At 50.7% G+C, this 26,564-nt stretch carries 29 protein-coding genes; 26 read left to right on the top strand and 3 right to left on the bottom strand.

Translation table 11 applies throughout. The annotated features are described in order from the left end of the window. The 20 genes from NT002_05610 to rnc form a co-directional block, all read left to right on the top strand. The coding region (locus tag NT002_05610) for a hypothetical protein (GenBank protein ID MCX6828743.1) at nucleotides 1-295 on the top strand (295 nt) is incomplete at its 5' end. A 125-nt stretch (nucleotides 296-420) separates the two neighbouring features. Beyond that, nucleotides 421-690 (top strand): AtpZ/AtpI family protein, encoded by a 270-nt coding sequence (locus NT002_05605; GenBank protein MCX6828742.1) that lies wholly within the window; start codon nucleotides 421-423, stop codon nucleotides 688-690. After that, a complete protein-coding gene (locus tag NT002_05600; GenBank protein MCX6828741.1) occupies nucleotides 674-1,087 on the top strand; it encodes a hypothetical protein in 414 nt (137 codons plus the stop codon). The genes NT002_05605 and NT002_05600 overlap by 17 nt, the downstream gene beginning before the upstream one ends. Continuing rightward, on the top strand, nucleotides 1,080-1,883 hold the full coding sequence (gene atpB, locus NT002_05595) for a F0F1 ATP synthase subunit A (protein ID MCX6828740.1): 804 nt from the start codon (nucleotides 1,080-1,082) through the stop codon (nucleotides 1,881-1,883). The genes NT002_05600 and atpB overlap by 8 nt, the downstream gene beginning before the upstream one ends. Before the next feature lie 49 nt (nucleotides 1,884-1,932). Further along, nucleotides 1,933-2,169, top strand: coding sequence for an ATP synthase F0 subunit C (gene atpE, locus NT002_05590; protein MCX6828739.1), 237 nt, complete (start codon nucleotides 1,933-1,935; stop codon nucleotides 2,167-2,169). 51 nt (nucleotides 2,170-2,220) lie between these two features. Continuing rightward, on the top strand, nucleotides 2,221-2,703 hold the full coding sequence (gene atpF, locus NT002_05585; protein ID MCX6828738.1) for a F0F1 ATP synthase subunit B: 483 nt from the start codon (nucleotides 2,221-2,223) through the stop codon (nucleotides 2,701-2,703). 3 nt (nucleotides 2,704-2,706) lie between these two features. Continuing rightward, on the top strand, nucleotides 2,707-3,255 hold the full coding sequence (atpH, locus tag NT002_05580) for an ATP synthase F1 subunit delta (GenBank protein ID MCX6828737.1): 549 nt from the start codon (nucleotides 2,707-2,709) through the stop codon (nucleotides 3,253-3,255). Between the two features lie 79 nt (nucleotides 3,256-3,334). After that, nucleotides 3,335-4,846, top strand: coding sequence for a F0F1 ATP synthase subunit alpha (gene atpA / locus NT002_05575; GenBank protein MCX6828736.1), 1,512 nt, complete (start codon nucleotides 3,335-3,337; stop codon nucleotides 4,844-4,846). 3 nt (nucleotides 4,847-4,849) lie between these two features. Beyond that, on the top strand, nucleotides 4,850-5,719 hold the full coding sequence (gene atpG, locus NT002_05570; protein MCX6828735.1) for an ATP synthase F1 subunit gamma: 870 nt from the start codon (nucleotides 4,850-4,852) through the stop codon (nucleotides 5,717-5,719). Nucleotides 5,720-5,757: 38 nt separating this feature from the next. Beyond that, complete coding sequence (atpD, locus tag NT002_05565; protein ID MCX6828734.1) at nucleotides 5,758-7,161, top strand: F0F1 ATP synthase subunit beta; 1,404 nt, start codon at nucleotides 5,758-5,760, stop codon at nucleotides 7,159-7,161. 11 nt (nucleotides 7,162-7,172) lie between these two features. Then, nucleotides 7,173-7,583, top strand: coding sequence for an ATP synthase F1 subunit epsilon (gene atpC / locus NT002_05560; GenBank protein ID MCX6828733.1), 411 nt, complete (start codon nucleotides 7,173-7,175; stop codon nucleotides 7,581-7,583). Nucleotides 7,584-7,690: 107 nt separating this feature from the next. Then, complete coding sequence (locus tag NT002_05555; protein MCX6828732.1) at nucleotides 7,691-8,200, top strand: DUF177 domain-containing protein; 510 nt, start codon at nucleotides 7,691-7,693, stop codon at nucleotides 8,198-8,200. 21 nt (nucleotides 8,201-8,221) lie between these two features. Further along, nucleotides 8,222-8,404, top strand: a complete 183-nt coding sequence (gene rpmF, locus NT002_05550) for a 50S ribosomal protein L32 (GenBank protein ID MCX6828731.1) — start codon at nucleotides 8,222-8,224, stop codon at nucleotides 8,402-8,404. Nucleotides 8,405-8,433: 29 nt separating this feature from the next. After that, a complete protein-coding gene (plsX, locus tag NT002_05545; protein ID MCX6828730.1) occupies nucleotides 8,434-9,534 on the top strand; it encodes a phosphate acyltransferase PlsX in 1,101 nt (366 codons plus the stop codon). Further along, complete coding sequence (locus NT002_05540) at nucleotides 9,476-10,453, top strand: ketoacyl-ACP synthase III (GenBank protein ID MCX6828729.1); 978 nt, start codon at nucleotides 9,476-9,478, stop codon at nucleotides 10,451-10,453. Before plsX ends, NT002_05540 begins: the two co-directional genes overlap by 59 nt. 8 nt (nucleotides 10,454-10,461) lie before the next feature. Then, the gene (fabD, locus tag NT002_05535; protein MCX6828728.1) at nucleotides 10,462-11,397 is read left to right on the top strand and encodes an ACP S-malonyltransferase; all 936 of its coding nucleotides are present in this window, start codon (nucleotides 10,462-10,464) and stop codon (nucleotides 11,395-11,397) included. 4 nt (nucleotides 11,398-11,401) lie between these two features. Continuing rightward, entirely contained in the window at nucleotides 11,402-12,142 is a 741-nt protein-coding gene (gene fabG / locus NT002_05530) for a 3-oxoacyl-[acyl-carrier-protein] reductase (protein MCX6828727.1), read from the top strand. A gap of 38 nt (nucleotides 12,143-12,180) precedes the next feature. Beyond that, nucleotides 12,181-12,420 (top strand): acyl carrier protein, encoded by a 240-nt coding sequence (gene acpP, locus NT002_05525; protein MCX6828726.1) that lies wholly within the window; start codon nucleotides 12,181-12,183, stop codon nucleotides 12,418-12,420. Nucleotides 12,421-12,448: 28 nt separating this feature from the next. Continuing rightward, nucleotides 12,449-13,693, top strand: a complete 1,245-nt coding sequence (gene fabF, locus NT002_05520) for a beta-ketoacyl-ACP synthase II (GenBank protein MCX6828725.1) — start codon at nucleotides 12,449-12,451, stop codon at nucleotides 13,691-13,693. A gap of 8 nt (nucleotides 13,694-13,701) precedes the next feature. Then, nucleotides 13,702-14,487 carry a ribonuclease III gene (gene rnc / locus NT002_05515; protein ID MCX6828724.1) on the top strand — a complete coding sequence of 262 codons (786 nt, stop codon included), beginning with the start codon at nucleotides 13,702-13,704 and terminating at the stop codon, nucleotides 14,485-14,487. Between the two features lie 92 nt (nucleotides 14,488-14,579). Here the strand turns inward: rnc and aqpZ are convergent, their stop codons facing one another. Beyond that, nucleotides 14,580-15,260: an aquaporin Z gene (aqpZ, locus tag NT002_05510; GenBank protein MCX6828723.1), complete on the bottom strand. Its 681-nt coding sequence runs from the start codon at nucleotides 15,258-15,260 to the stop codon at nucleotides 14,580-14,582. 305 nt (nucleotides 15,261-15,565) lie between these two features. Between aqpZ and NT002_05505 the strand changes: the two genes are divergently transcribed. From NT002_05505 to NT002_05490, 4 genes are all read left to right on the top strand, one after another. Further along, a complete protein-coding gene (locus NT002_05505) occupies nucleotides 15,566-16,351 on the top strand; it encodes an electron transfer flavoprotein subunit beta/FixA family protein (protein MCX6828722.1) in 786 nt (261 codons plus the stop codon). A 226-nt stretch (nucleotides 16,352-16,577) separates the two neighbouring features. Beyond that, nucleotides 16,578-18,338, top strand: a complete 1,761-nt coding sequence (locus NT002_05500; protein ID MCX6828721.1) for an ABC transporter ATP-binding protein — start codon at nucleotides 16,578-16,580, stop codon at nucleotides 18,336-18,338. A 2-nt stretch (nucleotides 18,339-18,340) separates the two neighbouring features. After that, entirely contained in the window at nucleotides 18,341-20,134 is a 1,794-nt protein-coding gene (locus tag NT002_05495) for an ABC transporter ATP-binding protein (GenBank protein MCX6828720.1), read from the top strand. A gap of 4 nt (nucleotides 20,135-20,138) precedes the next feature. Further along, nucleotides 20,139-20,936 carry an inositol monophosphatase family protein gene (locus NT002_05490; protein ID MCX6828719.1) on the top strand — a complete coding sequence of 266 codons (798 nt, stop codon included), beginning with the start codon at nucleotides 20,139-20,141 and terminating at the stop codon, nucleotides 20,934-20,936. A gap of 31 nt (nucleotides 20,937-20,967) precedes the next feature. Here the strand turns inward: NT002_05490 and NT002_05485 are convergent, their stop codons facing one another. Then, on the bottom strand, nucleotides 20,968-21,768 hold the full coding sequence (locus NT002_05485; protein ID MCX6828718.1) for an alpha/beta hydrolase: 801 nt from the start codon (nucleotides 21,766-21,768) through the stop codon (nucleotides 20,968-20,970). 167 nt (nucleotides 21,769-21,935) lie between these two features. Between NT002_05485 and glmM the strand changes: the two genes are divergently transcribed. Then, nucleotides 21,936-23,291: a phosphoglucosamine mutase gene (gene glmM / locus NT002_05480; protein MCX6828717.1), complete on the top strand. Its 1,356-nt coding sequence runs from the start codon at nucleotides 21,936-21,938 to the stop codon at nucleotides 23,289-23,291. Nucleotides 23,292-23,301: 10 nt separating this feature from the next. Then, nucleotides 23,302-25,128: a glutamine--fructose-6-phosphate transaminase (isomerizing) gene (gene glmS, locus NT002_05475; protein ID MCX6828716.1), complete on the top strand. Its 1,827-nt coding sequence runs from the start codon at nucleotides 23,302-23,304 to the stop codon at nucleotides 25,126-25,128. Between the two features lie 141 nt (nucleotides 25,129-25,269). Here glmS and NT002_05470 read toward each other — a convergent pair whose 3' ends face one another. After that, nucleotides 25,270-25,839 (bottom strand): hypothetical protein, encoded by a 570-nt coding sequence (locus NT002_05470; GenBank protein ID MCX6828715.1) that lies wholly within the window; start codon nucleotides 25,837-25,839, stop codon nucleotides 25,270-25,272. Between the last annotated feature and the right edge of the window lie 725 nt (nucleotides 25,840-26,564).

Genomic DNA, 26,564 nt, shown 5'->3' with positions numbered 1-26,564 from the left:
AATGGTTTCGCACAGGCTGAAAGGTTTTACCGGGCGGCTTGCTTTTTCCAGCGATATTAAATTTGAGGGTATAAAGGAAGCGGCCCAATTCTGGGTTGGTGATATCTCTTTTGATACTCACTGGGGAATGGAGCTTTCTTATCGGGAAAAGCTCTTTGGACGAGCGGGTTTTGATATCGGGAATTTCACCGGCGGCGTCGGAGTTGACATCAACCGGATCAAGGTTGACCTGGCCTATCTTCACAATCACGAACTCGATGACACTTTCCGGGTCTCGGCCGGATATCAGTTTTGATAATGGTGTCAGGGGCGAGACAGAAGCGTATCTGGAAAACTGGACAAAATCATTCCTTGTTTTCCCTTGACAATTGATTTACAAACAATAAACTTTATGACTTGATTTTTTGGAATTGGTGAAAATTGAGCGATTTCAGAAAATCCAATAAAAAGAAGGGGAGAAGTGAGATACGTCAACTGGGATTGCTTGGCACTATCCCCATACTGCTTGCGGTCGGGCCGTTGGTTGGATTTTTTATTGGGCGATGGCTGGACGAAAAGCTGGGAACTGAGCCATTCTTGCTGGTGTTGTTTCTCATTTTTGGCTTTATTGCCTCGGGCAGGGAAATATACCGCCTGCTGAAACGAGCCGAGGACGAAGAGAAAAAAGAGAAAGATGAAAAAGGAAATTGATTTCATTGCCAGAACTCTGAAAACCTGCGGCCTTCTGGCTTTACTGGTTCTGGCTTTTGGCTCTTTTTATTTTGGCTTTCGGCCGACCCTTTCGGTATTCACCGGAATTATCTGGGGTATGGTCAATCTCTATTTTTTGGCCCTGCTCATTCGTACGACCCTGCGCCCTGAGGGGGCCGACAAGGCTGCTGCCCTGGTTTTTCTCCTGATAAAGTTCCCGTTATTATATCTCTCAGGTTACCTGATGATGGTCTCTGATTATTTTCAGCCCCTCCTGCTTGTGATCGGCTTCACCGTGAGCCTTCTGGTTATTGTCCTCAAGGCCGCCGGAAGAGCTGTTCTGAAACTTGATTATCTGGAAGAGGACACGAAGAAGGAAGAATTGAAACGTGCTTAATAGTCTTCTTTTTCAAATACTGACGACTTCCGAAACGACTCATAAAGTGGTGGAAAAGGGGCAGGAAGAGTCGCACGAGCTCCCCAACCTTCTCACCTTCATCAACAAATCCTTTGCGCATCATTATGATGCTCTCATCTATGCCGGCGTTGTTTCCCTGATGATGATCACCGTGGCGGTGATTACTTACCGCAAGCGACAGATGATACCGGGCAAATTGCAGAATTTTGTGGAGATGATTCTGGAAAATCTGGATAATCTTTTCATCTCTGTGATGGGGAAAGAGGCCCGGAAGTACACTCCTTTTCTGGGGACACTTTTTCTTTATATCTGGTTTATGAATCTGATCGGGCTGGTACCGTTTTTCAAATCCTCGACTTCCTCGATAAACACCACCGCGGCGCTGGCCATTACGGTATTTCTTTATGTTCAGTACACCGGCGTTCGTCGGCTGGGGCTCTGGGGATATTTTCATCACCTTCTCGGTTCGCCTACCGATGCGGTCACCTGGGCGCTGGCGCCGATAAATCTGCCGATTCACGTCATCGGCGAACTGGCCCGCCCCTTTTCACTGGCCCTTCGTCTTTTCGGCAATATCACCGGTGAGGATATTTTGATCGCGGCTTTTGTTTCGCTGGGGATAATGTTCATGGGGTTGTTTGGTTCGCCCATCGGCTTTCCCTTTCAGATACCGTTCATTCTGCTGGCCATGCTGACCTCGACGATACAGGCTTTGGTTTTCACCATGCTTTCAGCCATATATTTCTTCATGGTGATGCCGCACGAGGAGCATTAACATTGAATAAAGCACATGAATTGTAGATAATATTATTAAGGAGGAAAAAATGGATTACCAAGCTGCATTATCATTTGCATTGCCGATAGCGGTCGCGATTGCGGCCATCGGTTCGGGGCTGGGACTGGGCCGGGCGGTCGGTTCGGCGATGGAGGCGATGGGGCGTCAGCCGGAAGCGGCCGGCAAGATTCAAACCGGCATGATCATCGGCGCCGCCTTTATTGAAGCCTTGACCATTTACGCCCTGGTGGGATTGCTGCTGTTGATGGGCAAAATCGGCGGCTGAAATGAGAAAATCTCGACTCTCGAAAGAGAGAAGAGTTGTTGAGGAATTCAGATGAGTATTGAAATATCACAGGTCATCACCCATATCCTCGGTTTTCTCATTACGGTTTGGCTGCTGAAAAGGTTTGCCTGGAGGCCGTTGCTCCATATGATGGATGAAAGGCGTCAGAAAATAAAGGACGAATTTCAGCATATCGATGAAGAAAAGGCAAAGGCGGCCCAGCTTCTTACGGAATATGAAGAAAGGATCCGGGGGATTGAACTCGAAAGGCGGCAGAAGATCGCCGATGCAATCGCCGAAGGCCACAAGATAGCTTCCGAGATTAAAACGGATGCCCAGGAAGAAGCGCGGGGGATTGTAACGCGGACTTCCGAACAGTTGCAGCGCGATGTGGAAAAGGCCAAAGTCCAGTTGAAGGAAGATATAGTTAATATCACTATGGCCGCGGCCGAGCGAATTCTTCACGAAAAGGTGGACCAGAAAAAAGAACGGGAGCTGATCGACAAATTCATCGACGGTATTGAGAAGGCTTAAGGAATGCTCGCGCAACAAATTGCTGCAAAATACGGCCGTGCCCTTTTTGAGCTGGCCAAGGAACGAAATCTCATTGATGTCGCCTGGGAGCAATTCAATGCGCTGTCGGAATATCTCGGGAAGGATAAAACTTTCATGGATTTCATGGCGGCGCCGCAGATTCCCGATTCGCAAAAACATGAATTGATGACCAAAGTTTTCGGCGAGCGGCTTACCCATCCTTTTTTCGAGTTCCTGCTGGTGCTGGTGGATAAACACCGGATGAATTTCCTTCCGGAAATAATCGAGGAATTTGATCGGCTGGTTCGCATAGAGCGGGGTATTGTCAGCGCGATCTGCATCACGACAGCCCCCATCACTCCGGAGGAAAGGGAAAAACTGATTGACCGGCTGGCCCGGAAATCGGGGCTGAAGATTGAGTTAGAGGAACGAGTTGACGAATTGATTATCGGCGGCATGATTGTTATTTTTCAGAATCAGATTATCGACGGGTCGATCCGCTATGCGCTCGGCCTGCTGCGTAACCGTTTGATGAAGACGAAAGTGCATTGATGCCCGGAGGTCATATTTGCCTGTGACTTTGAATTGTGCCCGGAAAACAGATGGCGATATTATTACAGAGGTATAGAATATGGGTCTTAATCCGGAAGAAGTCTCTTCCATAATAAAGAAGGAAGTTGAGAGATACCAAACCAAGCTGGAGATGGAGTCGGTCGGCACCGTGCTTCAGGTAGGCGACGGCATCGCGCGGATATGGGGACTGGAAGACGTGATGATGTCGGAACTGATCCAATTCCCCGGGGATGTTATCGGGATGGTTTTGAATCTCGAGGCGGATAATGTCGGCGCGGCCATTTTTGGTTCGCCGAAGGTTATCAAAGAGGGCGACACGGTACGGCGCACGGGGCGGGTGGCGCAGGTGCCGGTGGGAAATGCCCTTATCGGCAGGGTTGTTGATCCTCTGGGACAACCTCTCGACGGCAAAGGGCCGGTGGTTACCGATAAATTTCGTGTACTGGAAGGAACGGCACCCAATGTCGTTCAGCGGCAACCGGTAAAAGAGCCGGTTCAGACCGGTTTGAAGGCGATTGATTCTATGATACCGATCGGCCGCGGTCAGCGCGAGCTTATTATCGGCGATCGCCAGACCGGCAAGACCGCTCTGGCAATTGACACCATTATTAATCAGAAGGGAACGGGTGTCTTTTGCATTTATGTCGCCATCGGTCAGAAATCGTCAACGGTGGCCAAGGTTGTGAAAACGCTTGAGGAGCATGGCGCCATGGAGTATACGACGGTGGTGGTCGCCAGCGCCTCTGATCCGGCGCCGATGCAATTTATCGCTCCTTATGCGGGTTGCGCCATAGGCGAAGAATTCCTCTATACCGGGCGACACGTGGTGGTGATATATGATGACCTTTCCAAACATGCCCAGGCTTATCGCCAGTTGTCGCTTTTATTGCGCCGTCCGCCGGGTCGAGAAGCCTATCCCGGCGATATCTTCTATCTCCATTCCCGCCTTCTGGAGCGGGCGGCCAAGCTGAAAGACGATCAGGGCGGCGGCTCTCTGACGGCGCTGCCGATCATTGAAACCCAGGCGGGTGACGTGGCGGCTTATATTCCGACCAACGTTATCTCTATCACCGATGGTCAAATATTCCTGGAATCGGATCTCTTTTTCTCAGGCATTCGCCCGGCTATCAATGTCGGTATTTCGGTCTCGCGCGTCGGCGGTAATGCACAGACAAAAGCTATGAAAAAGGTCGCCGGTTCGCTGCGGCTTGATCTGGCGCAGTATCGTGAATTGGCCGCCTTTGCTCAGTTTGGCTCTGATCTGGATGAAGCAACATTGAAGCAATTGACCCGCGGCGAGAAAATGGTGGAACTGTTGAAACAGGGACAATATGTCCCGATGACGCTGGCCCGCCAAGTCATAATTATCTGGGCCGGTGTCAATGGTTACCTCGATGATGTTCCAACCGAGCGGATCGCCGATTTCGAGAAGGGTCTTTTTGAATATTGTTCCTCGAAATTCCCGGATATTGAATTTATGATTTTGAAGGAAAAGGATATTTCCAGCGATACCGCCGGCAAGCTTCGCGACGCCGTAACGCAATTCAAGAAGGAGTTTACGGGAAAATAAGCCATGCCGACCTTACGTGATGTCAAGAAGAGAATCCGCTCGGTTATTTCCACCCGACAGATAACGAAGGCGATGGAAATGGTGGCGGCGACCAAGCTTCGCAAGGCCCAGGCGAAAATTATGCAGGTGCGCCCCTATTCTCATAAACTGGAGGAAATACTGCATTCTCTCTCGGCGGCTTCGGGGGAATTGACTCATCCCTTTTTCGAAAAGAGGGATATCCGCAAACAAACCCTGGTGCTGATTACCTCCGATCGCGGATTGTGCGGCTCTTTCAATACCAATATTCTTCGTCGCGCAACGGAATGGCTGGAAGGCAAAGAGAAAGAAAAAGATAAGGTTGAACTGGTATTAATTGGAAAAAGGGGAAATGATTTTTTCAAGCGGAGGAATTGGGGAATAGCCGGTAAGTTCAGTGACTGGTTCGGCAATCTCAATTATGAGAAGGCCCGTGAAGTGGCGGAATTTCTGACGGCCAGATTCTTAAGCGGCCAGACCGATGAAATCATTATCATCTATACCCGCTTTTTATCCACCGTGAGATATAAGGTTATCGATGAGCGATATCTTCCGGTCGAGCGCCCCGCCATTGATGAAAGAACAGGCGGTCGCATTGAATATATCTTCGAACCATCGCCCGAGGGGATATTTGCCGACCTGATGCCGCGTTATGCCTTAACCAAAATTGTGACGGTGCTGGCTGATTCGTTTGCCTCGGAGCATGGGACACGTATGATTGCGATGGGGGCCGCCACCAACAATGCCGCAGAGGTGATTGATTCTCTTACTTTGCAATATAATAAAGCCCGCCAGGCGGCTATAACCAAAGAGCTTCTGGAAATTGTCTCGGGAGCCGAGGCCCTTAAGGGCTAAAAATGGAAAAATACTGATGAGATTGGGAGCAAAATAAAATGGCTGAAAATATCGGGAAAGTGGTGCAGGTTATCGGTCCGACTGTAGACTGCGAATTTGAATCAGATAAGCTTCCGGAAATTCTGAGCGCCATCCGGATCGAAGATAAGGAAAGAAATATCAATCTCACGGTGGAAGCCTCGCTGCACATCGGTGATAATATCATTCGCTGCGTGGCGTTGGCTTCAACCGACGGTCTGGTGCGGGGCATGAAGGCCATTGATACCGGCGGTCCCATAACCGTGCCGGTCGGCCCCAAAACACTTGGCCGAGTTTTCAACCTCCTCGGTCAAACAATCGACGAAATGGGTGAACTGCCCGCCGATAATAAGCGATATCCGATTCATCGTCCCGCCCCCACTTTTGAGGAACAGGATACCTCCACCCTGATGTTCGAAACCGGAATCAAAGTCATTGACCTGCTCGAACCATATCCCAAGGGCGGCAAGGTCGGTCTTTTCGGCGGCGCTGGAGTAGGCAAAACCGTCATTATTCAGGAATTGATTCGCAACATTGCCACCGAACACGGGGGGTATTCGGTTTTCTGCGGCGTCGGGGAACGGACTCGCGAAGGCAACGACCTCTGGCTGGAAATGAAACATTCGGGTGTGATTGCCAAAACAGTCATGGTTTTCGGACAGATGAATGAACCTCCCGGCGCCAGGTTGCGGGTGGGGCTATCAGGTTTGACGATGGCCGAATATTTCCGTGATGAAGAGCACCAGGATGTCCTCATTTTCATCGACAATATTTTCCGCTTTGTCCAGGCCGGTTCGGAGGTTTCCGCTCTACTGGGCCGAATGCCGTCAGCGGTCGGCTATCAACCGACTCTGGGGACGGAGATGGGCGCCCTTCAGGAACGGATTACCTCGACCACGGCGGGGTCGATCACCTCGGTGCAGGCGATCTATGTTCCGGCCGACGACTTGACCGATCCGGCTCCGGCCACGACCTTCTCGCATCTTGATGCCACCACCGTACTGTCACGCCAGATTTCCGATATGGGAATTTATCCGGCGGTTGACCCTCTGTCATCAACCTCACGAATTCTGGATCCGAATATTGTCGGCAAGGAGCATTATCGGGTGGCCAGGGCTGTTCAACGGGTTTTGCAGCGCTATAAAGATTTGCAGGATATCATCGCCATCCTCGGTATCGATGAATTGTCAGAAGATGATAAATTGATCGTCGGCCGCGCTCGCAAAATACAAAAGTTTTTCTCTCAGCCGTTTTTCGTGGCGGAAGAGTTCACCGGAAGGCCGGGCAAGTATGTGAAGATCGAAGATACGATAAAGGGTTTTGCCGATCTGGTTGACGGCAAGCTGGACCATGTAAGGGAGCAGGCTTTCTATATGGCGGGGGGATTGGATGAAGTCCTTGATAATAATGAGAAAATGAAATAATCGCGCCGTTTATGTTTAGACTGAGCATTGTCACTCCGGAACAGGTTTTCTATGAAGGGGAGGTCTCCTCAATGATTATTCCCGGCAGCGAGGGGTACCTGGGTGTTCTTACCGACCATGCCCCTTTGATTACGGCTGTTATCCCGGGTAAACTGACCATCAAAGACGAATCGATGCAGGAGATCATTCTATCGGTTACTTATGGTTTCTTTGAAATTTCCTCGAATACGGCCTCTCTGCTGGTAGATGCGGTCGAATATGCCGGACGGATTGACCTGGAAAAAGCCCGGCGGGCTCTTGAACGCGCGCAACAGAGGCTGACCGAGGGCCCTTCGGGAATGGTAGATTCTGCTCGCGCCCGCCGCGCGCTGGAGCGGGCCAAGAGTCGAATAAGGATTGTTCAGGAAGAAGACACCGAATAGTCGCTTCAGGTCTGTGATCAATACCCGCAACCCAGTTGAATGACATATGCTTACGGCCTCCCTTTTTGTCTTGACTTTGCTTCCCGAGTGTGCTAATTTGTCAGACTATGAATTTGGACCTGCGTGACTTTGAGTCTTTCCCCGTCGAAGTAACGCTGGAATCGGAGGCGGATAGCATTGAATACGCCATAGATGGTGTCGCCTTCAGAGACCTTATGACGGTGAAAGTAAACATACAGAAGGTGGATGGCGAATTTTATTGCCAAGGATATGTAACGGCGCCGGTGGAACAGGAATGTTCGCGGTGTCTGGCGCTGTTTGATGCGGAACTTTCCGGAGATTTTGGCTTTATAATAAGAACCGGCGAAGGGAAAACAGAGGTAGCACAGACGATTGAGGAAGATATTGTCAAGGTTAAAGCCTATGACCCGGTCGTAGAATTGGATGAAATAATCAGGCAGTCGTTGATTTTGTCTCGCCCGTTGAAAGCGCTGTGCCGTCAGGATTGTAAGGGATTGTGTCCCAGCTGCGGCGCCGACCTGAATGAAGAAACCTGCGATTGCAAAAGTGTAGAGACCGATGAAAGGTGGGAGGGTCTGAAAGACCTGTTGGAATAGAATTTAGATTAAGGAATTATTATGCCACTACCAAAACGAAGACATTCGCACACCCGCGGCCGCAAGAGAAGAACCCACTGGAAGCTTTCAGCACCCAATGTGGTGGAATGCTCTCATTGCCATCAGCCGAGACTTCCCCATCATATCTGCCCCCATTGCGGTTATTATAATGGGACGCAGATTACCACTCCCAAGGAAGCCTGATTCTTTTTGCGTCCAAATCGCAAATATTTATGAGCAATAGCGACACAGTTATCACAGTGGCACTCGACGTGATGGGGGCTGATGCTGGTCCCGAATCGATAATGGAGGGTGGATTGCAGGCGGCCGTGGAAAAGGGGAACGCCCTTAAACTGGTGTTTGTAGGCAAGGTGGAAGTCATCAATGATTTTATCAAGAAGCAGAAGATTATTCCATCCAATGTCACGATCGAAAATGCCGCCCATGCCGTGGCTATGAGCGATACGGCCACCGACGGTATCCGAAAGAAGACCTCTTCCATAGCGGTCGGATTGACGATGCAGAAAGAGAAACGAGCCGATGCCTTTGTATCCGCCGGCAATACCGGGGCTGTGATGGCTTCATCGATATTGATTCTGGGAAGAATCGAGGGAGTCAGCCGCCCGGCCATTATCTCCTTTTTCCCGACGGTGCGGAGGAAACCGACGCTGGTTCTCGATGTTGGGGCCAATGTCGACTGCAAACCGACACACCTGTTTCAATTCGGCCTGATGGGTTCCATTTATGCGTCACTTATGGGTGGACGCACCTCTCCCCGTGTCGGCTTACTTTCGATTGGGGAAGAAAGAAGCAAAGGTAACGAGGCGGTCCTGGCCACCCACGAGCTCTTCGATAAATCGGACCTGAATTTTATCGGGAATGTCGAAGGCCGGGATGTTTTGACCGGGGAAGTGGATGTGATTGCCACCGATGGTTTCTCCGGAAATATACTGCTTAAATTTGCAGAATCGGTGGAAGGGTTTTTGACGCAACAAATAAGGCACCAGATTCAGACTAATCTCTTTTCCCGCGTCGGAGCGGCTCTCCTCTCGCCTTTTCTGAGAAGGTTACGCCGGACCTTCGATTATAGCGAGCATGGCGGTGCTCCTCTTCTGGGTGTTGATGGGGTTTCAATTATTTGCCACGGCTCTTCATCGCCCAAGGCGATAAAGAATGCCGTCATTGTCGCCATAGAGATGGTGCGTCACAGGATTGCCGCCAATATCCGCGAGGAGTTGGCTATCACCAACAACGGAAACAGCAATGGACAGGAAGATAAACGGCAGAATAACCGGCTTAGGATCCTACGCCCCGGCGCGGCGCTTGACCAATAGTGATCTCGAAAAAATGGTCAATACCTCTGATGAGTGGATTTTCAGCCGATCCGGTATCAGAGAGCGCCGAATATGCAGTTCGGATGAAACCAATTCCGATATGGCGGTGGCGGCCGCAAGAAAGGCTCTGGATATGGCCAGGCTGCGACCCGAGGACATTGAATTGATTCTGGTGGGCACGGTGACGCCGGACTACCGCCTTCCCTCCAACGCCTGTATCATGCAGAAGAAAATGGGGATGTTTAATGCTGCCGCCATCGATATTGCGGCGGCATGTGCCGCATTTATAAATGGCTTATCGATCGCCAATGCCTTCATAAAATCCGGTCAGTACAAGCGGGTTCTGGTGGTGGGTGTGGAAAAACTCAGTTCCATAACCGACTACACCGACCGCAGCACTTGCGTTCTCTTCGGGGATGGAGCGGGAGCGGTTGTCTTGGAAGCCTGTGATGATGATCGCGGGGTACTATCTACCTTCCTGAAATCTGATGGTCGATATGCCGAATTGCTCTGGATTCCCCACGGTGGGTCAATGAACCCGGTTCTTGCCCCGGACTCTGATCGGTGCAGCGTATATCTCAAAATGAACGGCAGCGAAGTTTTTAAACATGCGGTCAAAATGATGGGCGACGCCTCTTTGAAGGCTCTGGCCAGCGCGGGCCTGACAGGAGATGATGTTACCCTGATGGTCCCGCATCAAGCCAATATCAGAATAATCGAGGCTACCGCCAAGAGGCTCCGTGTTCCCATGGAGAGAGTGTTCCTTAATATTGCCATGTATGGTAATACCTCGTCGGCATCCGTTCCCATGGCAATGGATGCGGCCCTGCGGGCCGGCAGGATCAAGGATGGCGATATTATTCTCATGGCTGCTTTTGGCGGAGGATTGACCTGGGCCTCGGCTGTGGTCAGATGGTAGCAGAAATTATGAGTAATGCGGCGATCGTTTTCCCGGGGCAGGCATCTCAATATGTCGGTATGGGGAAGGATCTTTACGAATACGACCCCGATGTCAGGAAATTATATGATCTGGCTTCCGATCAGATAGGCGAAGATATTGCGCGGCTCTCTTTTGAGGGGCCGGCCGAGACTTTGAAAGAGACTCGTTTCACACAGCCGGCTATTCTCCTTCATTCGCTGGCGGTGTTGATCATCATGAAGGACTGCTTGCCGGAAGTCAGGATGACGGCCGGTCATTCCCTGGGCGAATATGGCTCGCTGGCCTTGGCCGGAGTGCTCTCTTTCGAGGACGCCATTCGAGCTGTAGTAAAAAGAGCTTCTCTGATGGAAGAAGCCTGCCGCAAGAATCGCGGGACGATGGCGGCCATAATGGGACTTGAAGAAGAAAAAATCGCGGAGATTTGCAGGTCCGCCTCAGAGAAAGGGATAGTGGTACCGGCCAATTTCAACTCCGCCAATCAGATTGTCATCTCCGGAACCCTGGCAGGAGTGGAGGTGGCCTGCCGTTTGTGCCGTGAGCAGGGAGCCAAAAGAGCCATGATCCTTCAGGTCGGCGGGGCATTTCATTCCCCTCTGATGGAACCGGCTCAGACGGAGATGAAGAAATATTTGGATACGGTGACCTTTGCCGAGCCGAGTATCGCTATTGTTCCCAATGTTACCGGAACAGCGACGGATGATGCCGCTCACCTTAAGGAACTCCTGGTGGAGCAACTGACCGCGCCGGTGAAATGGCACCAGACCATGAAATATTTCGCTGAGCAGGGGATAGATACTTTGATTGAAGCCGGCCCGGGGAAGGTTCTTTCCGGATTGGCCAAGCGCGAACTTGAAAATGCTCGAATTTTTAATATTGATACTCTGACAGATATTCGTAACTTCTCTAGCACAATGGTAGGATAGGATGATGGAATTTACCGGCAAGACTGCAATAGTAACCGGCTCGGCCAGGGGAATTGGTAAGGCGATCGCCGCGCGATTGGCCGCCTCGGATGCCAGAGTCGTCATCTCCGATGTATTGATGGATCTGGCTGAGGAAACGGTCAGGGAGTTTCATGAAAAAGGATATGATGCCCTGGCGGTCATGGCCAATGTCACCAAACAGGCGGATGTTGACAACCTGGTAAAAACCACCCTGGAAAAATATCAATCTATTGACATTTTGGTAAATAATGCCGGTATTACACGGGACACTCTTCTGGTTAGGATGTCGGAAGAGGACTGGGATAAAGTATTGGCCATCAACCTGAAGGGGGCCTTTTTGGCGACCCAGGCAATTGCCAGAGTGATGATGAAGCAGAGAAGCGGGAGAATAATAAATATATCTTCGGTAGTCGGACGCATGGGGAATGTCGGCCAGGCCAATTATGCAGCCAGCAAGGCGGGCTTAATCGGTTTGACAAAATCAGCGGCCAAGGAACTGGCCGGTCGCGGGATTACGGTCAATGCCGTGGCGCCCGGTTTTATCGCCACCGATATGACCGACAAACTGCCTCAGGCGGCTCGCGATGCTTTTCTGAACAACATCCCCCTGAAACGGGCCGGCACCCCTGAGGATATCGCCGCAGTCGTGGCCTTTCTGGCCTCCGATGACGCTGCCTATATTACCGGGCAGGTTCTTGGAGTTGACGGCGGCCTATTGATGTAAGCAGCATTTTATTAACAATAAACCAAGGAGTGTTAAACATGTCAGCCGACATTGAACAGAAAGTAAAGGACATCATCGTCGAGCAGCTTGGTGTTGACCGGAATCAGGTGACTGAATCGGCCAAATTTATCGAGGATCTCAGTGCTGATTCTCTGGATACGGTGGAGTTGGTAATGGCTCTGGAAGAGGAATTCAAGATTGAAATTCCCGATGAGGACGCCGAGAAAATAACCTCAGTCGGAGATGCCATTAAGTACATTAAAGAGCATTCGAAATAAGTCCGCCGCACGCCATGAGATACACTGAATGAAAGCAGTCAGAACAGTCATCACGGGAATGGGGGTGGTTTCTCCTTTGGGATGTAACCTGGAGACCTTCTGGCAGGCTCTACTGGAAGGGAAATGCGGTATCGGGCAAATCACGCGATTCGACGTCTCCGATTATCCGACCAAGATTGCCGCGGAGGTCAGGGAATTCGATGAATCCAAGTATCTGGACAAAAAAGAAGCCCGGAGAATGGATCTCTCGCAGATGTATGGTATTGCGGCCAGCCAAATGGCGCTTGATCATGCCGGCCTTGATCTGAGCAAAATCAATCTTGACCGGGCCGGAGTCGTAATCGGTTCCGGTATCGGAGGTATCAGCACTTTCGAAAAACAGCATGAGATATTGCTTAATTCCGGGCCGGGAAGAGTTTCGCCTTTCTTCATCCCGATGATGATAATCGACATGAGTGCCGGGATGGTCGGAATACGGTATGGATTCAGGGGGCCGAATTATGCGACTGTCTCTGCCTGCGCCTCCTCGGCTCAGGCTATCGTTGATGCTTTCCATATCGTGCGGCGGGGCGAAGCGGATATTATGATTGCGGGCGGCTCCGAGTCGACCATAACGCCGACCTCGCTGGCCGGTTTCTGTTCCGCGCGGGCGCTGAGCACTCGCAACGATGAGCCGGAGAAATCCTCGCGGCCATTCGACCGTGATCGAGACGGCTTTGTGATGGGAGAAGGGGCCGCCATTGTCATAATGGAATCATTGGAGTCGGCTCGTGCCCGCGGCGCTCAGATTTATGCGGAGGTGATAGGTGCGGGAATGACTTGTGACGCTCATCATATCACGGCGCCGCATCCCGATGGAATTGGAGCACGACTGGCAATGACCAACGCGATTAATAGTTCGGGAATAAAGCCCGAAGAGGTCGGCTATATCAACAGCCACGGAACGGCCACAACTCTGGGTGACATCGCCGAAACCAAGGCGATCAAAATGGTTTTCGGCGAACATGCCTATAAACTCCCGGTCAATTCAACCAAATCGATGGTCGGGCATCTTTTGGGCGCGGCCGGGGCAATCGAGTTTATCGCCTCCGTGAAATCCATGGTAGTGGGGAAGCTGCACCCGACTATCAACCTGGAGAACCCCGATCCCGAGTGTGACCTGGATTATGTGCCCAACCATGCGCGCGACTACAGCTTTGATGTTTTTCTATCAAATTCCTTCGGGTTCGGCGGACATAACGTCACAATTGCCGCCCGGCGGTTCAACGGTTAGTTTTGGAAGTGGGACTTTTTGATAGATTAATAAAGTCACTGGGTCATCATCGGGATTCGGCGGAACAGAGACTGATTGAAGCCTTCAACGAGGAACTGGGGTATCTTTTCCGGGAACCGCGATATTTAATCCAGGCGCTGACCCACCGTTCCTACATGCGGAGCGGTGAGAGCGTTTCTTTATCAAATGAGCGACTGGAGTACCTCGGCGATTCGATTTTGGGCATGATTATAGCGGAATACCTTTATTCCACTTATCCCGATTATGCCGAAGGGGATCTGACCAAGACCAAGGCTCTCCTGGTCAATGAAGGGGCGCTTTCACTGGTAGGCAAGGATAGCGGTCTGAGTAATCTTATTTTTCTTTCGCCGGAAGAAGAACGTTCCGGTGGGAGGTCGCGCAGTTCGATTATTTCCGATGCGGTCGAGGCTGTAATCGGCGCCATTTATATTGATGGCGGACTGAATGCCGCCCGCGATTTTGTCCATCGGGTGATTATTTCCCGACAGAGCAGTATCCTGGCCGACCTCAATCAGCATAATTTCAAGGGTGACCTGCTCGAATACCTTCAGGCGCGCGGGGAAGTAGCTCCTTCTTACGAAGTCCTCTCGGAAGAGGGGCCGGACCATGATAAAACATTCAAGATTGCTGTACATGCCAGAGGGAAAATTACCGGCCTGGGTGTGGGGCAATCAAAGAAGGAAGCCGAGCAGAAGGCAGCCGCGGCCGCCCTGGATAATCTCAGGCGGGAAAACCCAACCATCTCCCCCTCCGGTAACAATAATCTGCCTTGATCATCCCGGCTCCAAAGCCAGGCCGCGCCTTTGCTCATTTCCAAAAGCGACGAACTCAACCAGAATTCGTCCCGCAAGCGTCACTTCGCGGGCTATTGCGTTTTGTCAAATAGCCCTTTCCAGATTACCGCGGCGAGGATGCCGCCGATTATCGGCGCTATTATAAACAGCCAGAGTTGTGTCAATGCTTCGCCGCCAACAAAAATCGCGGGCCCAAGACTCCGGGCGGGATTGACCGAGGTCCCGGTGATTGGGATCCCGACCAGATGAATAAGAACCAGCGAAAATCCAATCGATAAACCGGCAAATCCTTTGGGGGCGTTCGCGTGAGTCGAGCCAAAGATAACAAAGAGGAATAGTGCCGTCAAAACCACCTCTGCCACAAAGCCGGCCGCCAGCGAATAGTTGGCCGGAGAATGCAGGCCATACCCGTTCTGGCCCAGACCTGAAGTGCCGATGACATAATCAGCTTTTCCCATGGCGATAACCAGAAGCACTCCGGCCCCGATTATGGCCCCGATACACTGGGCAATAATATACCCGGCGGCATCCCTGGCGCTTATTTTTCCGCCGACCAGCATGGCAATAGTAATCGCCGGATTAATGTGGCAGCCGGAAATAGGCCCGATACTATACACCATGACTAGGACGATGAGGCCGAAGGCAAACGAGATACCCAGGAAACCGATATGTCCACCGGCAATAACGGCACTGCCGCATCCGATAAAAACCAGAGCAAAAGTCCCGATTAATTCCGCCAGATATTTTTTCATTTCACTCCTTTCTCGACCATGGTCGAATTATCTATGCTTCTGTATAAGACTGAGAATTTCGGTCGGTCATTGCTGCGAAACTTCCATATCTTAGTTCGCAATTCCGGCGGATACAATATAAAAAAAGCCTGCTGAAACCTACTTGAGACCCCCAATTATTTCCATTTTCCTGACGATTCGGGAGGCATTACTAAAATTGAGCCGGGTTGAAACAGGGCGTGTTGAAACAGGGCGTTGACTTTCGCTCGAAAAATGCTTAATTATCGGAAATTTTGAAACTTAGGACCTTGCCACGGGAGACATTGATGAATATTATCGTTCTAATCAAGCAGGTACCGGAGATAGAATTGGTGAAGGTGGATCAGGCGGCCAACGATGTGGTGCTGCCCTCCGGTCCGGGCGTGGTTAACCCTCTGGATGAATATGCAGTCGAGGAAAGTCTGCGACTGAAAGAAAAGCATGGCGGGAAAGTCTCGGTGATTACGGTCGGCTCGCAGCGGGCGGAATCGGCCCTGCGCGATTGTCTGGCTCTCGGAGTTGATGAGGCGATAGTGATTTCCGATCCGCTCTTCGAAAAATCCGATCCGCAGGCGGTCGGGCGGATTCTGGCGGCCGGAATAAAGAAAATCGGCCAGTACGACCTTATCCTTGCCGGAAAACAGGCGGTCGATAGTGATTCAGCGCAGGTCCCCGGCGCGGTGGCGGCGCATCTCGATTTGCCGCAGGCGATGTTTATCAAGAAGGTGGAGGGAGTGGAAGGGGGCAAGGTTACCGCCTGGAGGACGACTGAAGAAGGATATGATATTGTAGAATTGACTCTGCCGGCGGTGCTGTCGGTAGTCAAGGAAATTAACGAGCCGCGTTTGCCCTCACTGAAAGGGAAAATGATGGCCAAGAAGTCGCCCATTACGAAGTGGACGGCGGCCGATATAGGCCTGGATGGATCGGCGGTCGGCGCCAATTCCTTCACTAAAATTCTTAAGGTGGCCCCCCCTCCGCCGCGCAAGAAAGGGGAGTTGATCACCGGTGAGACCCCTCAGGAGATTGCCGACAAACTCTATGACAAATTGAAAGAGAATCAGCTCTTATAAAGTCATTCATCCCCGCCAGGCCGCCCACCCATTGGGCGGCTTTTTTGTGCCCGGCATTTGACACTCAGGAAAGTAGTATCTATATTAATAAATTATGGTCTTTTGGGCCGGCGCAGGCGAGGATTATAACCTGCGGCGATTGAGGAACTTGCCCCCGTTATGGCCAGAGTTGAATTATCGATTCCGGTCGGAACTTATTGGTGCGTGAGATGTTAATTGGTTAATCATGCAGACGACGCCCGTTAAGAATAAAGAACGTTTCAGGATCATCACCAAATATCTGCGGCAATATCGCTGGTACATTATTCCAGGTGGCCTGGCGGTGTTGGGAAGCAATATCCTTATTCTTATCAACCCCTATCTTCTCAAAATAGCTTTTGACAAACTGGAACTGAAAGCGCCTCCCCGCGAGATTCTCAACATAGCCCTTCTGATACTTGCTTTATCGATAGTTTCCGGTGTTTTCCGCTTTTCCATGCGCCGCACGATTATCTGGATGTCCCGCAAAATCGAGTTTGACCTTCGCGGCGAGCTTTTTGACCATCTGCTCAAACTGAATCCCACTTTCTATTATAATACCCGCACCGGTGATATCATGGCGCGGGCCACCAATGACATTGAGGCGGTGCGGATGATGATCGGCCCCGGTATCATGCAGATTGCCAATACTTTTATTACCGCGGTCATAGGCATCAGTTTTATGCTGTATCTTTCTCCGCAATTGACTCTCTATTCTCTGATTCCTCTTCCCATTCTTTCCTATCTGGTCTATCGTCTTGGTTCGATCGTGCACAAGCGGTATATGAAGATTCAGGAGTATTTCGCCGTGCTGACCTCGAAGGTGCAGGAAAATCTCGCCGGGGTCAGGGTGCTCCGGGCCTACAATCAGGAGAAAGCCGAAATCGATGATTTCGCGGCGCACAATAAGAAATATGTCGCGCTCAACATGGATATGATAAAGATATACAGCATGTTCTATCCTCTCCTCTTTATGCTGGCCGGCACGGTCAATATCGCCGTGCTCTATTTTGGCGGCAGGGCGGTGGTGGCGGGGACATTCAGTCTCGGGACGCTGGTGGCATTCTTCGCCTATCTGTCCATGCTTATCTGGCCGATGATTGCCCTAGGGTGGGTTATCTCACTCTATCAGCGCGGCACCGCCTCACTGGATAGAATCAATGAGATTATGAATACCCGGCCGGTGGTTGACTCACTTCCGGATTCGAGGAAGGGAGTTTCGCTTTCCGGTAAGATTGAATATCGCCATCTTGATTTCGGCTATAACGGTACCCGGGTGCTGCATGATATTAATCTGATTATCGAGCCGGGAATGACTGTCGGAATTGTCGGCCCGACCGCCTCGGGAAAAACCACTCTGGCCGCTCTCATCAGCCGTCTCTTTCCGGTGCTAAGGGGGAGACTTTTCATTGATGATATTGATATCAACGATTGGGAACTGACCACCCTGCGCTCGCAGATCGGATTTGTAACCCAGGAGCCGTTCTTATTCTCCGACACAATAACCAACAATATTCTTTTCGGGCGTGACCAAAAAGAGCTCGCGGCGGCTCAAATGGTGGCGGCGGTGGCCGTGATGGACAAAGAGATCGAGGCCTTTCCAAATGGCTACGAGACTATTCTCGGCGAAAGGGGGATAACATTGTCCGGCGGTCAGAAACAGCGCGTTGCCATTGCCCGCGCTCTGGTAATCGACCCGCGGATAGTTGTGCTGGATGATGCCACCAGCGCCGTTGACACCGAGACCGAGCATCTGATAAATCTCCATCTCCGCAGCGAAATAAAAAAACGCACCGCTCTTATTATCTCACACCGCATCTCGGCGGTAAAAGACGCCGATCTGATTATTTATATGGAGAAGGGAAGAATTGCCGAGTCGGGCACCCATGAGGGCTTACTTAAACAGAATGGGCGGTATGCTCTTCTTTATCATACCCAGCTTATCGAAGACGAATTGAGAAGAATGTAGGTATGGCGGAAAACAACTATCACGAAGAGGAAGTCCTGGGGAAGGCGTATGATGCCCGCCTGATGCGTCGTCTCCTTACCTATGTCCGTCCTTATAAGCTTCCCATAGTCGTGGCTATCCTTGTCCTCATCGCCGGTGCGACTCTGGAGCTTCTGCTGCCGGTGATGATTCAGATCGGTATCGATAAATATGTAATGGCAAAAGATATGAACGGCGTGGGCAAAATCGCCCTTGTTTACGCCGGGATTCTTCTGGCGGCGTTTTTTCTCTCCTATGTTCAGATGTATATCACCATGTTTATCGGTCAGAAGGTGCAATATGACATACGGATGCAGATTTTCACGCATCTGCAGAAACTGCATCTGGCCTTTTTTGATAGAAATCCGGTGGGAAGGCTGGTCACCCGGGTGACCAATGATGTCAATGTGCTCGACGAGCTTTTTTCATCCGGTCTGGTTTCTGTTTTCGGTGATATTATCACTCTTTTTGGAATTATCATTGCGCTGCTCTATTATAACTGGCTTCTGGCACTGATAACCTTTGCCGTTCTGCCGATTCTTATTTTTGCCACCGCTCTCTTTCGCCGCAAGGTCCGTAATATTTACCGTGAGGTGCGCACCCGGCTAGCCCGCCTGAACGCCTTCACTCAGGAGCATATCACGGGGATGACAATCATCCAGCTCTTTACGCGGGAGAAGGCGATTTTCGGGAAATTCACCGACATAAATAGGGACCTGCGGGAGGTCAATCTCAGATCGATTTATTATTATGCCGTCTTTTTCCCGGCCGTTGAAATAATCAGTTCTGTTTCGCTGGCGCTGCTTCTGTACTATGGCGGTTTTCAGATAGCCGCGGGCGCCCTGACTTTCGGCGAGTTGGTCGCCTTCATACAATTGGTGCAGCGTTTCTACAATCCCATCCGCGACCTCTCGGAAAAATATAATATCCTGCAGGCTTCAATGGCTTCTTCGGAAAGAATCTTCAAGTTGCTCGATACGAAGCCGGAAATTATAAGTCCCACCGATGGTTCCCGCCCGGTCGATATCCGGGGGAAAATCGAATTTGACCGGGTCACCTTTGCCTATGATGGCGGCGATAATGTGCTTAAAGATGTTTCATTCACGGTCTCGCCCGGCGAAAAAGTAGCCATTGTCGGCGCCACCGGCGCCGGGAAAACCTCGCTGATATCGCTTCTTTTTCGATTCTATGATTATCAGCAGGGTGCCATTAGGATGGATGGAGTCGAAATAAAGGAGATGCCGGTCGAGATGCTCCGCCGCCAGTTGGGCTTAGTGCTGCAGGATGTTTTTATTTTCTCGGGCGACTATGCCGGTAATATCCGGCTGGGGAATAAGGATATCTCCGATGCAGAGCTCTCGGAAGCTCTTAAAAAAGTAAATCTCCATGAATTTGTGTTCCAGAGCGAGGGCGGTCTGAAGGCCGAGGTCAAAGAAAGAGGGGCCACTCTTTCGACCGGGCAGAAACAGCTTCTTTCGTTTGCCCGTGCTCTGGCGTTCAATCCTCGGATTCTGGTGCTGGATGAAGCGACCAGTTCGGTTGATACCGCGACCGAGAAAATGATTCAAAAGGCCCTGGATAATCTTCTGGAGAATCGAACCGCAATAATTATAGCCCACCGTTTATCTACAATTGAAAAGGCCGATAAAATTATTGTGCTCCATCACGGCGAACTGCGCGAGATGGGGAAACATCATGAATTGCTGAAGCAGCAGGGCATCTATTACCGTCTTTATCAGATGCAGTTCAAACAGGATGAATTGAAAGCCGTAGTATAAAAGCATGCTGACCAACAGAAACCTCAGACTTTTTCTTAAATTTGCCCGTGAAACCGCGGTTGGGGCCGGAAATATCCTTATTAAAAAGGCCCGCATGCATAATGAGGTTCATTTTAAGGGACGGGTCAATCTGGTGACCGGCGCCGATATCGCCTCGGAAAAATATATTATTCGTAATATTGAAAATAAGTTCCCGGATCATTCTCTTCTGGCCGAAGAAGCAGCGGCCACCGATAAAGGGTCGGAATTCAAATGGGTCATCGACCCCCTTGATGGTACCACCAACTATGCCCACCACTTTCCCTTTTATGCCGTATCGATTGCTCTCGAATATCAGGGGAAGATCGTTCTCGGAGTGGTATACGACCCGGAGAGGGAAGAGCTATTTTCCGCTTTCAGAGGGGGCGGCTCTTTTCTCAATCGGAAAAGAAATAGAATTACTTCGGAAAGAGAGCTTTCTCATTCTCTTCTCGGCACCGGTTTCCCCTATGATGTCGGCACCTCGCAAGAGAATAATCTCAACAATTACACCTGTTTCGCCAGGGTCTCGAGAGGTATCCGGCGGGCCGGGTCGGCGGCGCTGGATCTCTGCTATGTCGCCTGCGGACGGCTTGATGGTTTCTGGGAACTGAAACTTTCTCCATGGGACACCGCCGCGGGAATAATTATTGTCGAGGAAGCCGGGGGGAAGGTGACCGATTTCGAGGGAAAGAAATTTTCCATTTATGACCATTACATCTTGGCCAGCAATGGGCATATCCATCGCCAGATGCAAAGGGTTCTGGCCGGACATTGCGAATAGACGGCCCCGATAAATCGGCGAGATTTATCTGTCAGAAATTCACGCCAAGAAATTCATCCAGGATTTCATTGAACCGACTTCGTTCGGTGATGAAGAAGAAGTGATAGGCGTCCTCGAAAAGATAATAACCGGCATCTTTAAAGAAATTTACCCATGATTTGCGCCAGTCACCCCCGATACCGTTGTCGGCTTCCATAATCAGAACCGGGAAATCGGGTCTGACGATAATCTCCCCCGGAGGATATTTGCGGCAGAACTCGCGGCACCCGGCCACAGAACGAAACAGCCAGCGATAATCGCAATCTTTCAACGTGGAGAGAATAAACTCTCTGTCTTCTGCAGGCGCAGAAGGACCAACCAACTCGGAATACCATCTTTTCGTTTCCTCAGGCAGTCGCTCAGCAGATAAAGCGAGCATGCTTTCCGCGAAACTTACTCGGCTTTCGACAATTTCATTGTTTCCGGTATGAGTGCAATCAACGAATACCGCCCCTTTGAAATTGGGGTCAGCCAGTCTGAGCATTTCCTGAATGACCATCCCGGCGAAGCTATGGCCAATGACAATATAAGGTCGCCCGATTTTTTCCCGCATCAGGCTGTCAATCGCCTCGGCGTCAATGCGCGGTATCGGTATCGGGTCAACCTCTTTGGAACTCCGGCCATGGCCAAAGAGGTCAACCGTGACAGTCACAAAGCGATCGCCAAAATGCCCGGTCTGGCATTTCCAGGCGCTCCCGGCTCCCCCCAAACCATGAATAAAGAGAAGGGCCTTCTCTCCCGCGCCTGCAAGGTCATATGCAAGTGAAAGATCTTTATAAATGTGGAATGGCATTTCAGTCTTCTCCGATAAAGGCCAAACGATAATTTACGCAATCACCCGCTAAGCTGTCAAACGTATAAGTTGTAGGTATTGGAAGGGTTATTTGCTTTTTGCCCGGAATCGATATATTATTATAGAAATAATTAGGATTACTTTGTGAATTTCAAAGAGGGAATGAGTTGCAAAAGAAGCTGATGGTTTCAACCTCGGGGGTGCGGGGTGTTGTGGGGAATGGCCTGGATCCGGTGATGGCCTCAAAATATGCCGCCGCCTTTGGGACATATTTGAAAAAGGGAACAGTCGTGGTCGGCCGCGACAGTCGCCCCTCGGGAGAAATATTCAAAATGGCGGTCATTGCGGCCATTCGCGCTGTCGGCTTGAATGTGATAGATATCGGAATAGTTCCTACTCCGACCGTTGAAATTGCGGTTACCGGGTTGAAGGCGGCCGGGGGGATATGTATTACCGCCAGCCATAATTCATCGGAATGGAATGCGCTGAAATTTTTCAATAAAAAGGGGGAATTCATTGACAAGGCTGCGCTGGAAAAGATCAACGCCATATTTACAGCCGGGAATTTCGCTTTCAAAAGCCACGCCGCTCTGGGGCAATTAATCTCCGACAATTCCTGGATAGACCGCCATATAGGTCATATTCTAAAGCTGAAAGTTATCAATCGGAGGGCCATCAAAAAGGCAGGCTTGAAAGTTGTGGTTGATGCGGTCAACGGGGCCGGCTCTTTTGCTCTCCCGGAGCTTCTCGAAAGCCTTGGAGCCAAAGTTATCCGGTTAAATTGTATGGGGAATGGCGATTTTGTTCATACTCCGGAGCCGATTCCGGCCAATCTGGACATGCTTTCGGCGGCCGTGAAGAGATTCAAGGCCGATATCGGCATGGCTTGCGATCCCGATGCCGACCGTCTTGCGCTGGTCGATGAAACCGGCCAGTGCCTCAGTGAGGAATATACTCTGGCTTTAGCGGTCAAATATCTCCTTTCCAAAAAGAAGGGGAATGTGGTGGTCAATCTCTCGACTTCACTTGTGACCGAAAAAACGGCCTCCGAAATGGGGGCACGGACATTCTATACCCCGGTGGGGGAGGCCAATGTTATTGAGGGAATTCGCAAACACAGCGCGGTTGTAGGCGGTGAGGGGAATGGTGGGGTGATCTATCCGGCGTTCCACTGCGGCCGTGATGCCCTTATCGGGGGCGCCATTATTTTGAGCCTGCTGGCAGAAATAAAAAAACCTGTATCGGAGATTGCCGGAACATTGCCGATATTCTATGGTAGAAAGTTGAAAGAGCCGCTTCCCGATTCTCTTGAGAAGAAACTCGCTAAAGTCGAAGAAGCGGCGATGACCGATTTTGAGGGATTGAGAATCGACCGTCGCGACGGACTCCGTTTTGATTTTGCACGCGGATGGTTCCAGATCAGAAAATCAAATACCGAACCGATATATCGTCTGATAGTGGAGACTGATTCTTCCAAGCTGACCAAAGTCATTATAAGCAGGATAACGGATTTATTAAAGTGAGGATAGATTTATGTGCGGCATAGTCGGATATGTAGGTTATCAGCAGGCCCTGCCGATTCTTATCGAGGGGCTGAAACGGCTTGAGTACCGCGGGTACGATTCGGCCGGAATAGTGCTATTTGAAGAAAGCGGCCTGACCGCCGAGAAATCGGCCGGCAAAATCAGTCGCCTCGAGGAAATTATCAGGGGGAGGAAATATAATTCCACTCACGGTATTGCGCATACCCGCTGGGCCACTCACGGCGAACCGAGCGATCTCAATGCCCACCCCCATTTTGACTGCAAGAATGAAATTGCTCTGGTGCACAATGGCATCATCGAAAATTATCGCGCGCTGAAAGCCCTTCTGGAAAAACAGGGGCATGATATTAAGACCGATACCGATACCGAAATCCTGGTGCACTTGATTGAGGAGTACTATGAAGGCAATCTCACCGAAGCGGTCAGAATGGCGCTGACCCAGGTGGAGGGAACCTATGGTATCGCGGTGATATCATCGCATGAGCCGGGGAAAATTGTCGCTGCGCGGCAGGGATCGCCGCTGGTTCTGGGGCATGGCGAGGGTGAGAATTTTATCGCCTCTGATGTTTCCGCCATTCTGGCGCATACCAAGCGGGCAGTTTTCCTGAATGAGGGAGAGATTGCCACGGTTACGGCCAACGATTTTGTGATCACCACCATCGACAAGATGTATCGTACGCCCCATGTCGAGGAGATTTCCTGGACACTCGATATGATCGAAAAGGGCGGTTACGACCATTTCATGCTTAAGGAGATTCACGAGCAGCCGACCGCCCTGCGCAATGCCATCCGGGGACGAATAAATTTCGATGAAGGCATTCCGCGTCTCAATGGCCTCAATCTGCAGTATGATGAGTTGCGCCGGATCAACCGTATTATTATCACCGCCTGTGGGACCTCGTGGCACGCCGGGCTTATCGGCGAATATATGATTGAGGAGCTGGCCCGGATTCCGGTGGAGGTGGAATATGCCTCGGAGTTCCGCTACCGCTCACCGATCATAAGGGAGGGGACGCTTCTCTTTGTCATCAGCCAGTCGGGCGAAACGGCCGATACGCTGGCGGCGCTGCGCGAAGCAAGAAAGAAAGGGGCCACCGTGCTCGGTATCTGCAATGTGGTGGGGTCATCGATCGCGCGGGAGACCGACGGCGGTGTTTACACCCATGCCGGGCCGGAAATCGGCGTCGCCTCGACCAAGGCCTTCACCTCGCAAATTATGGTGCTGGCCCTGATATCACTTCTTCTGGGAAGGATGCGCCACCTTTCGGTGCAGCAGGGAATCGAGATGGCCGAGGCGCTTCGGGAAATACCGCATCAGGTGGAACAGATTCTCGCCAAAGAGAGTGAAATCAAGGAAATCGCCCGGGCATACTGCAAGCATAATAATTTTCTTTATCTGGGACGCGGCATCAATTACCCGGTGGCGCTGGAAGGGGCGTTGAAACTCAAAGAGATTTCGTACATCCATGCCGAGGGATACCCGGCGGCGGAGATGAAACATGGCCCTATTGCCCTTATCGACCAGAATATGCCGGCGGTGGTGATCGCCCTGAAAGATTCGGTCTATGACAAAGTGCTCTCCAATATCGCCGAAATAAAGGCGCGCAACGCCAATGTAATTGCTATCGCCAGCGAGGGTGACACCGAGATTGCCGATCGGGTCAATCATGTGATATATATTCCCACGACGAATAGAATTTTCACGCCGCTTTTATCGATTATACCGCTTCAGATATTGGCCTATCATATGGCGGTGATGCGGGGCTGCCATGTGGACCAGCCGCGCAACCTGGCCAAAAGCGTGACGGTGGAATAACAGAGATTTCAGTTCTTGAACTTGCGTGGGCGCACCGTTTGGTGCGCCCTTTCTTATTTGATTTGTTTGTACTATAATGGTGCCAACTCACAGCCCGCCAGTGGCGGGTGAGGCACCCTGGCATTTATACATGATTGCCCCCTATTTTAGAATTGATTCGATTTCACCTTCCCACTTTACCGTTTCCTGAAAATAGTTTGGGTCATTCGACCAGTCCTGGATCGTTCGCGGTAATTGGATTTCAAACGATGTAACGGAATCACGGCCGATGCGAATGAGAATAATTCTCACAGGACCACATGACTCGCGCGCCAGCATTTCCGCTTTGATTATGCCGCCATCGTCGATCCTGTTGTAAGGTGCACCGCGCGCGATACCCATATATAATCCCGGTATGATATTATCAGCATGTATGTGGCCGATAGAATCACTTTCAATTTTACGAGGAGCAACTGCAGTATCGTATTCATAGCGATCAGGTGAATTTCTGTCCGACAATGAATCTGAATATTTCTGCAAAGTCAACGCAGCCGCCATCTCATCAAACCCCGGGACACAACTGATTATTTTCCCCACTATACTGCCGCACCCGCTCTTATTCTGAGAAGTATTATGGATGGACGCACAACTCATGCTCAAAAGAGTAATTAACAGCGAAAACAAGAGATAGATATATTTTCTATTTGTCTGTCCTGCAATATGATTGTTCATTTGCTTAATCCTCCCCAAAGTAACTGCTGCACCACGCAGCCAATTCAACCCGAATCATATTTATTCATAATAATATGATGCTCCGATATTATAATAAAATTGATCGAGATTACTTGTCAAGTCATTGTTGACCTTAGCAAGCATTTATTTCCCGCCGGGCATAAGTGGTATCCGGACCAGCATAATTCCATTTTCAGTAAAATAGGTCGAAACCCTTGCGCCTGCCCCGAACCCTTGGTCGGGGTTTCGACACTTACCTCTATCTACCTCCTGTTCCCCCTTTCGAAATCCACATCGAATCGATGGTGATTTCCGCTTCACCCCCTTATATGAAGGAGTGTTTATTTATATGTCCGTCAGCAAAAAACAGCTTATCACCAATTGTGCCATTGCCTTAATATCATCCGGCCCCAAAACCGGCCAGGGAATAGCCGCCTCCTCCAACTGGGCCACAACCCCAAATCAACCAAGGGGAAAAGAGGAATCCTTTAAAAACGGGGAAACGAACCCATTTTGCCGACTCCTTGCGACTCCCCGAAGCCCTTCTCCGGCAACAAATTAAGAGAAAATGATTATGTTTTTTTGGAGTAACGAATTTTTGACAAACGAACCCAAATTGCGGGGATTCCGGGTGCTCCACCGCTGCACATTTATTGTGCCGCGCGAGTCCTCAAACCCGCCGCTCGCCACCCGGACTCTACCAATTCAATAAGATTTACCATCTG

It is taken from the genome of Candidatus Zixiibacteriota bacterium (assembly GCA_026397505.1).
In the GTDB taxonomy this organism is placed as follows: domain Bacteria; phylum Zixibacteria; class MSB-5A5; order GN15; family PGXB01; genus JAPLUR01.
This window is presented reverse-complemented; position numbering and strand designations above follow the sequence as displayed.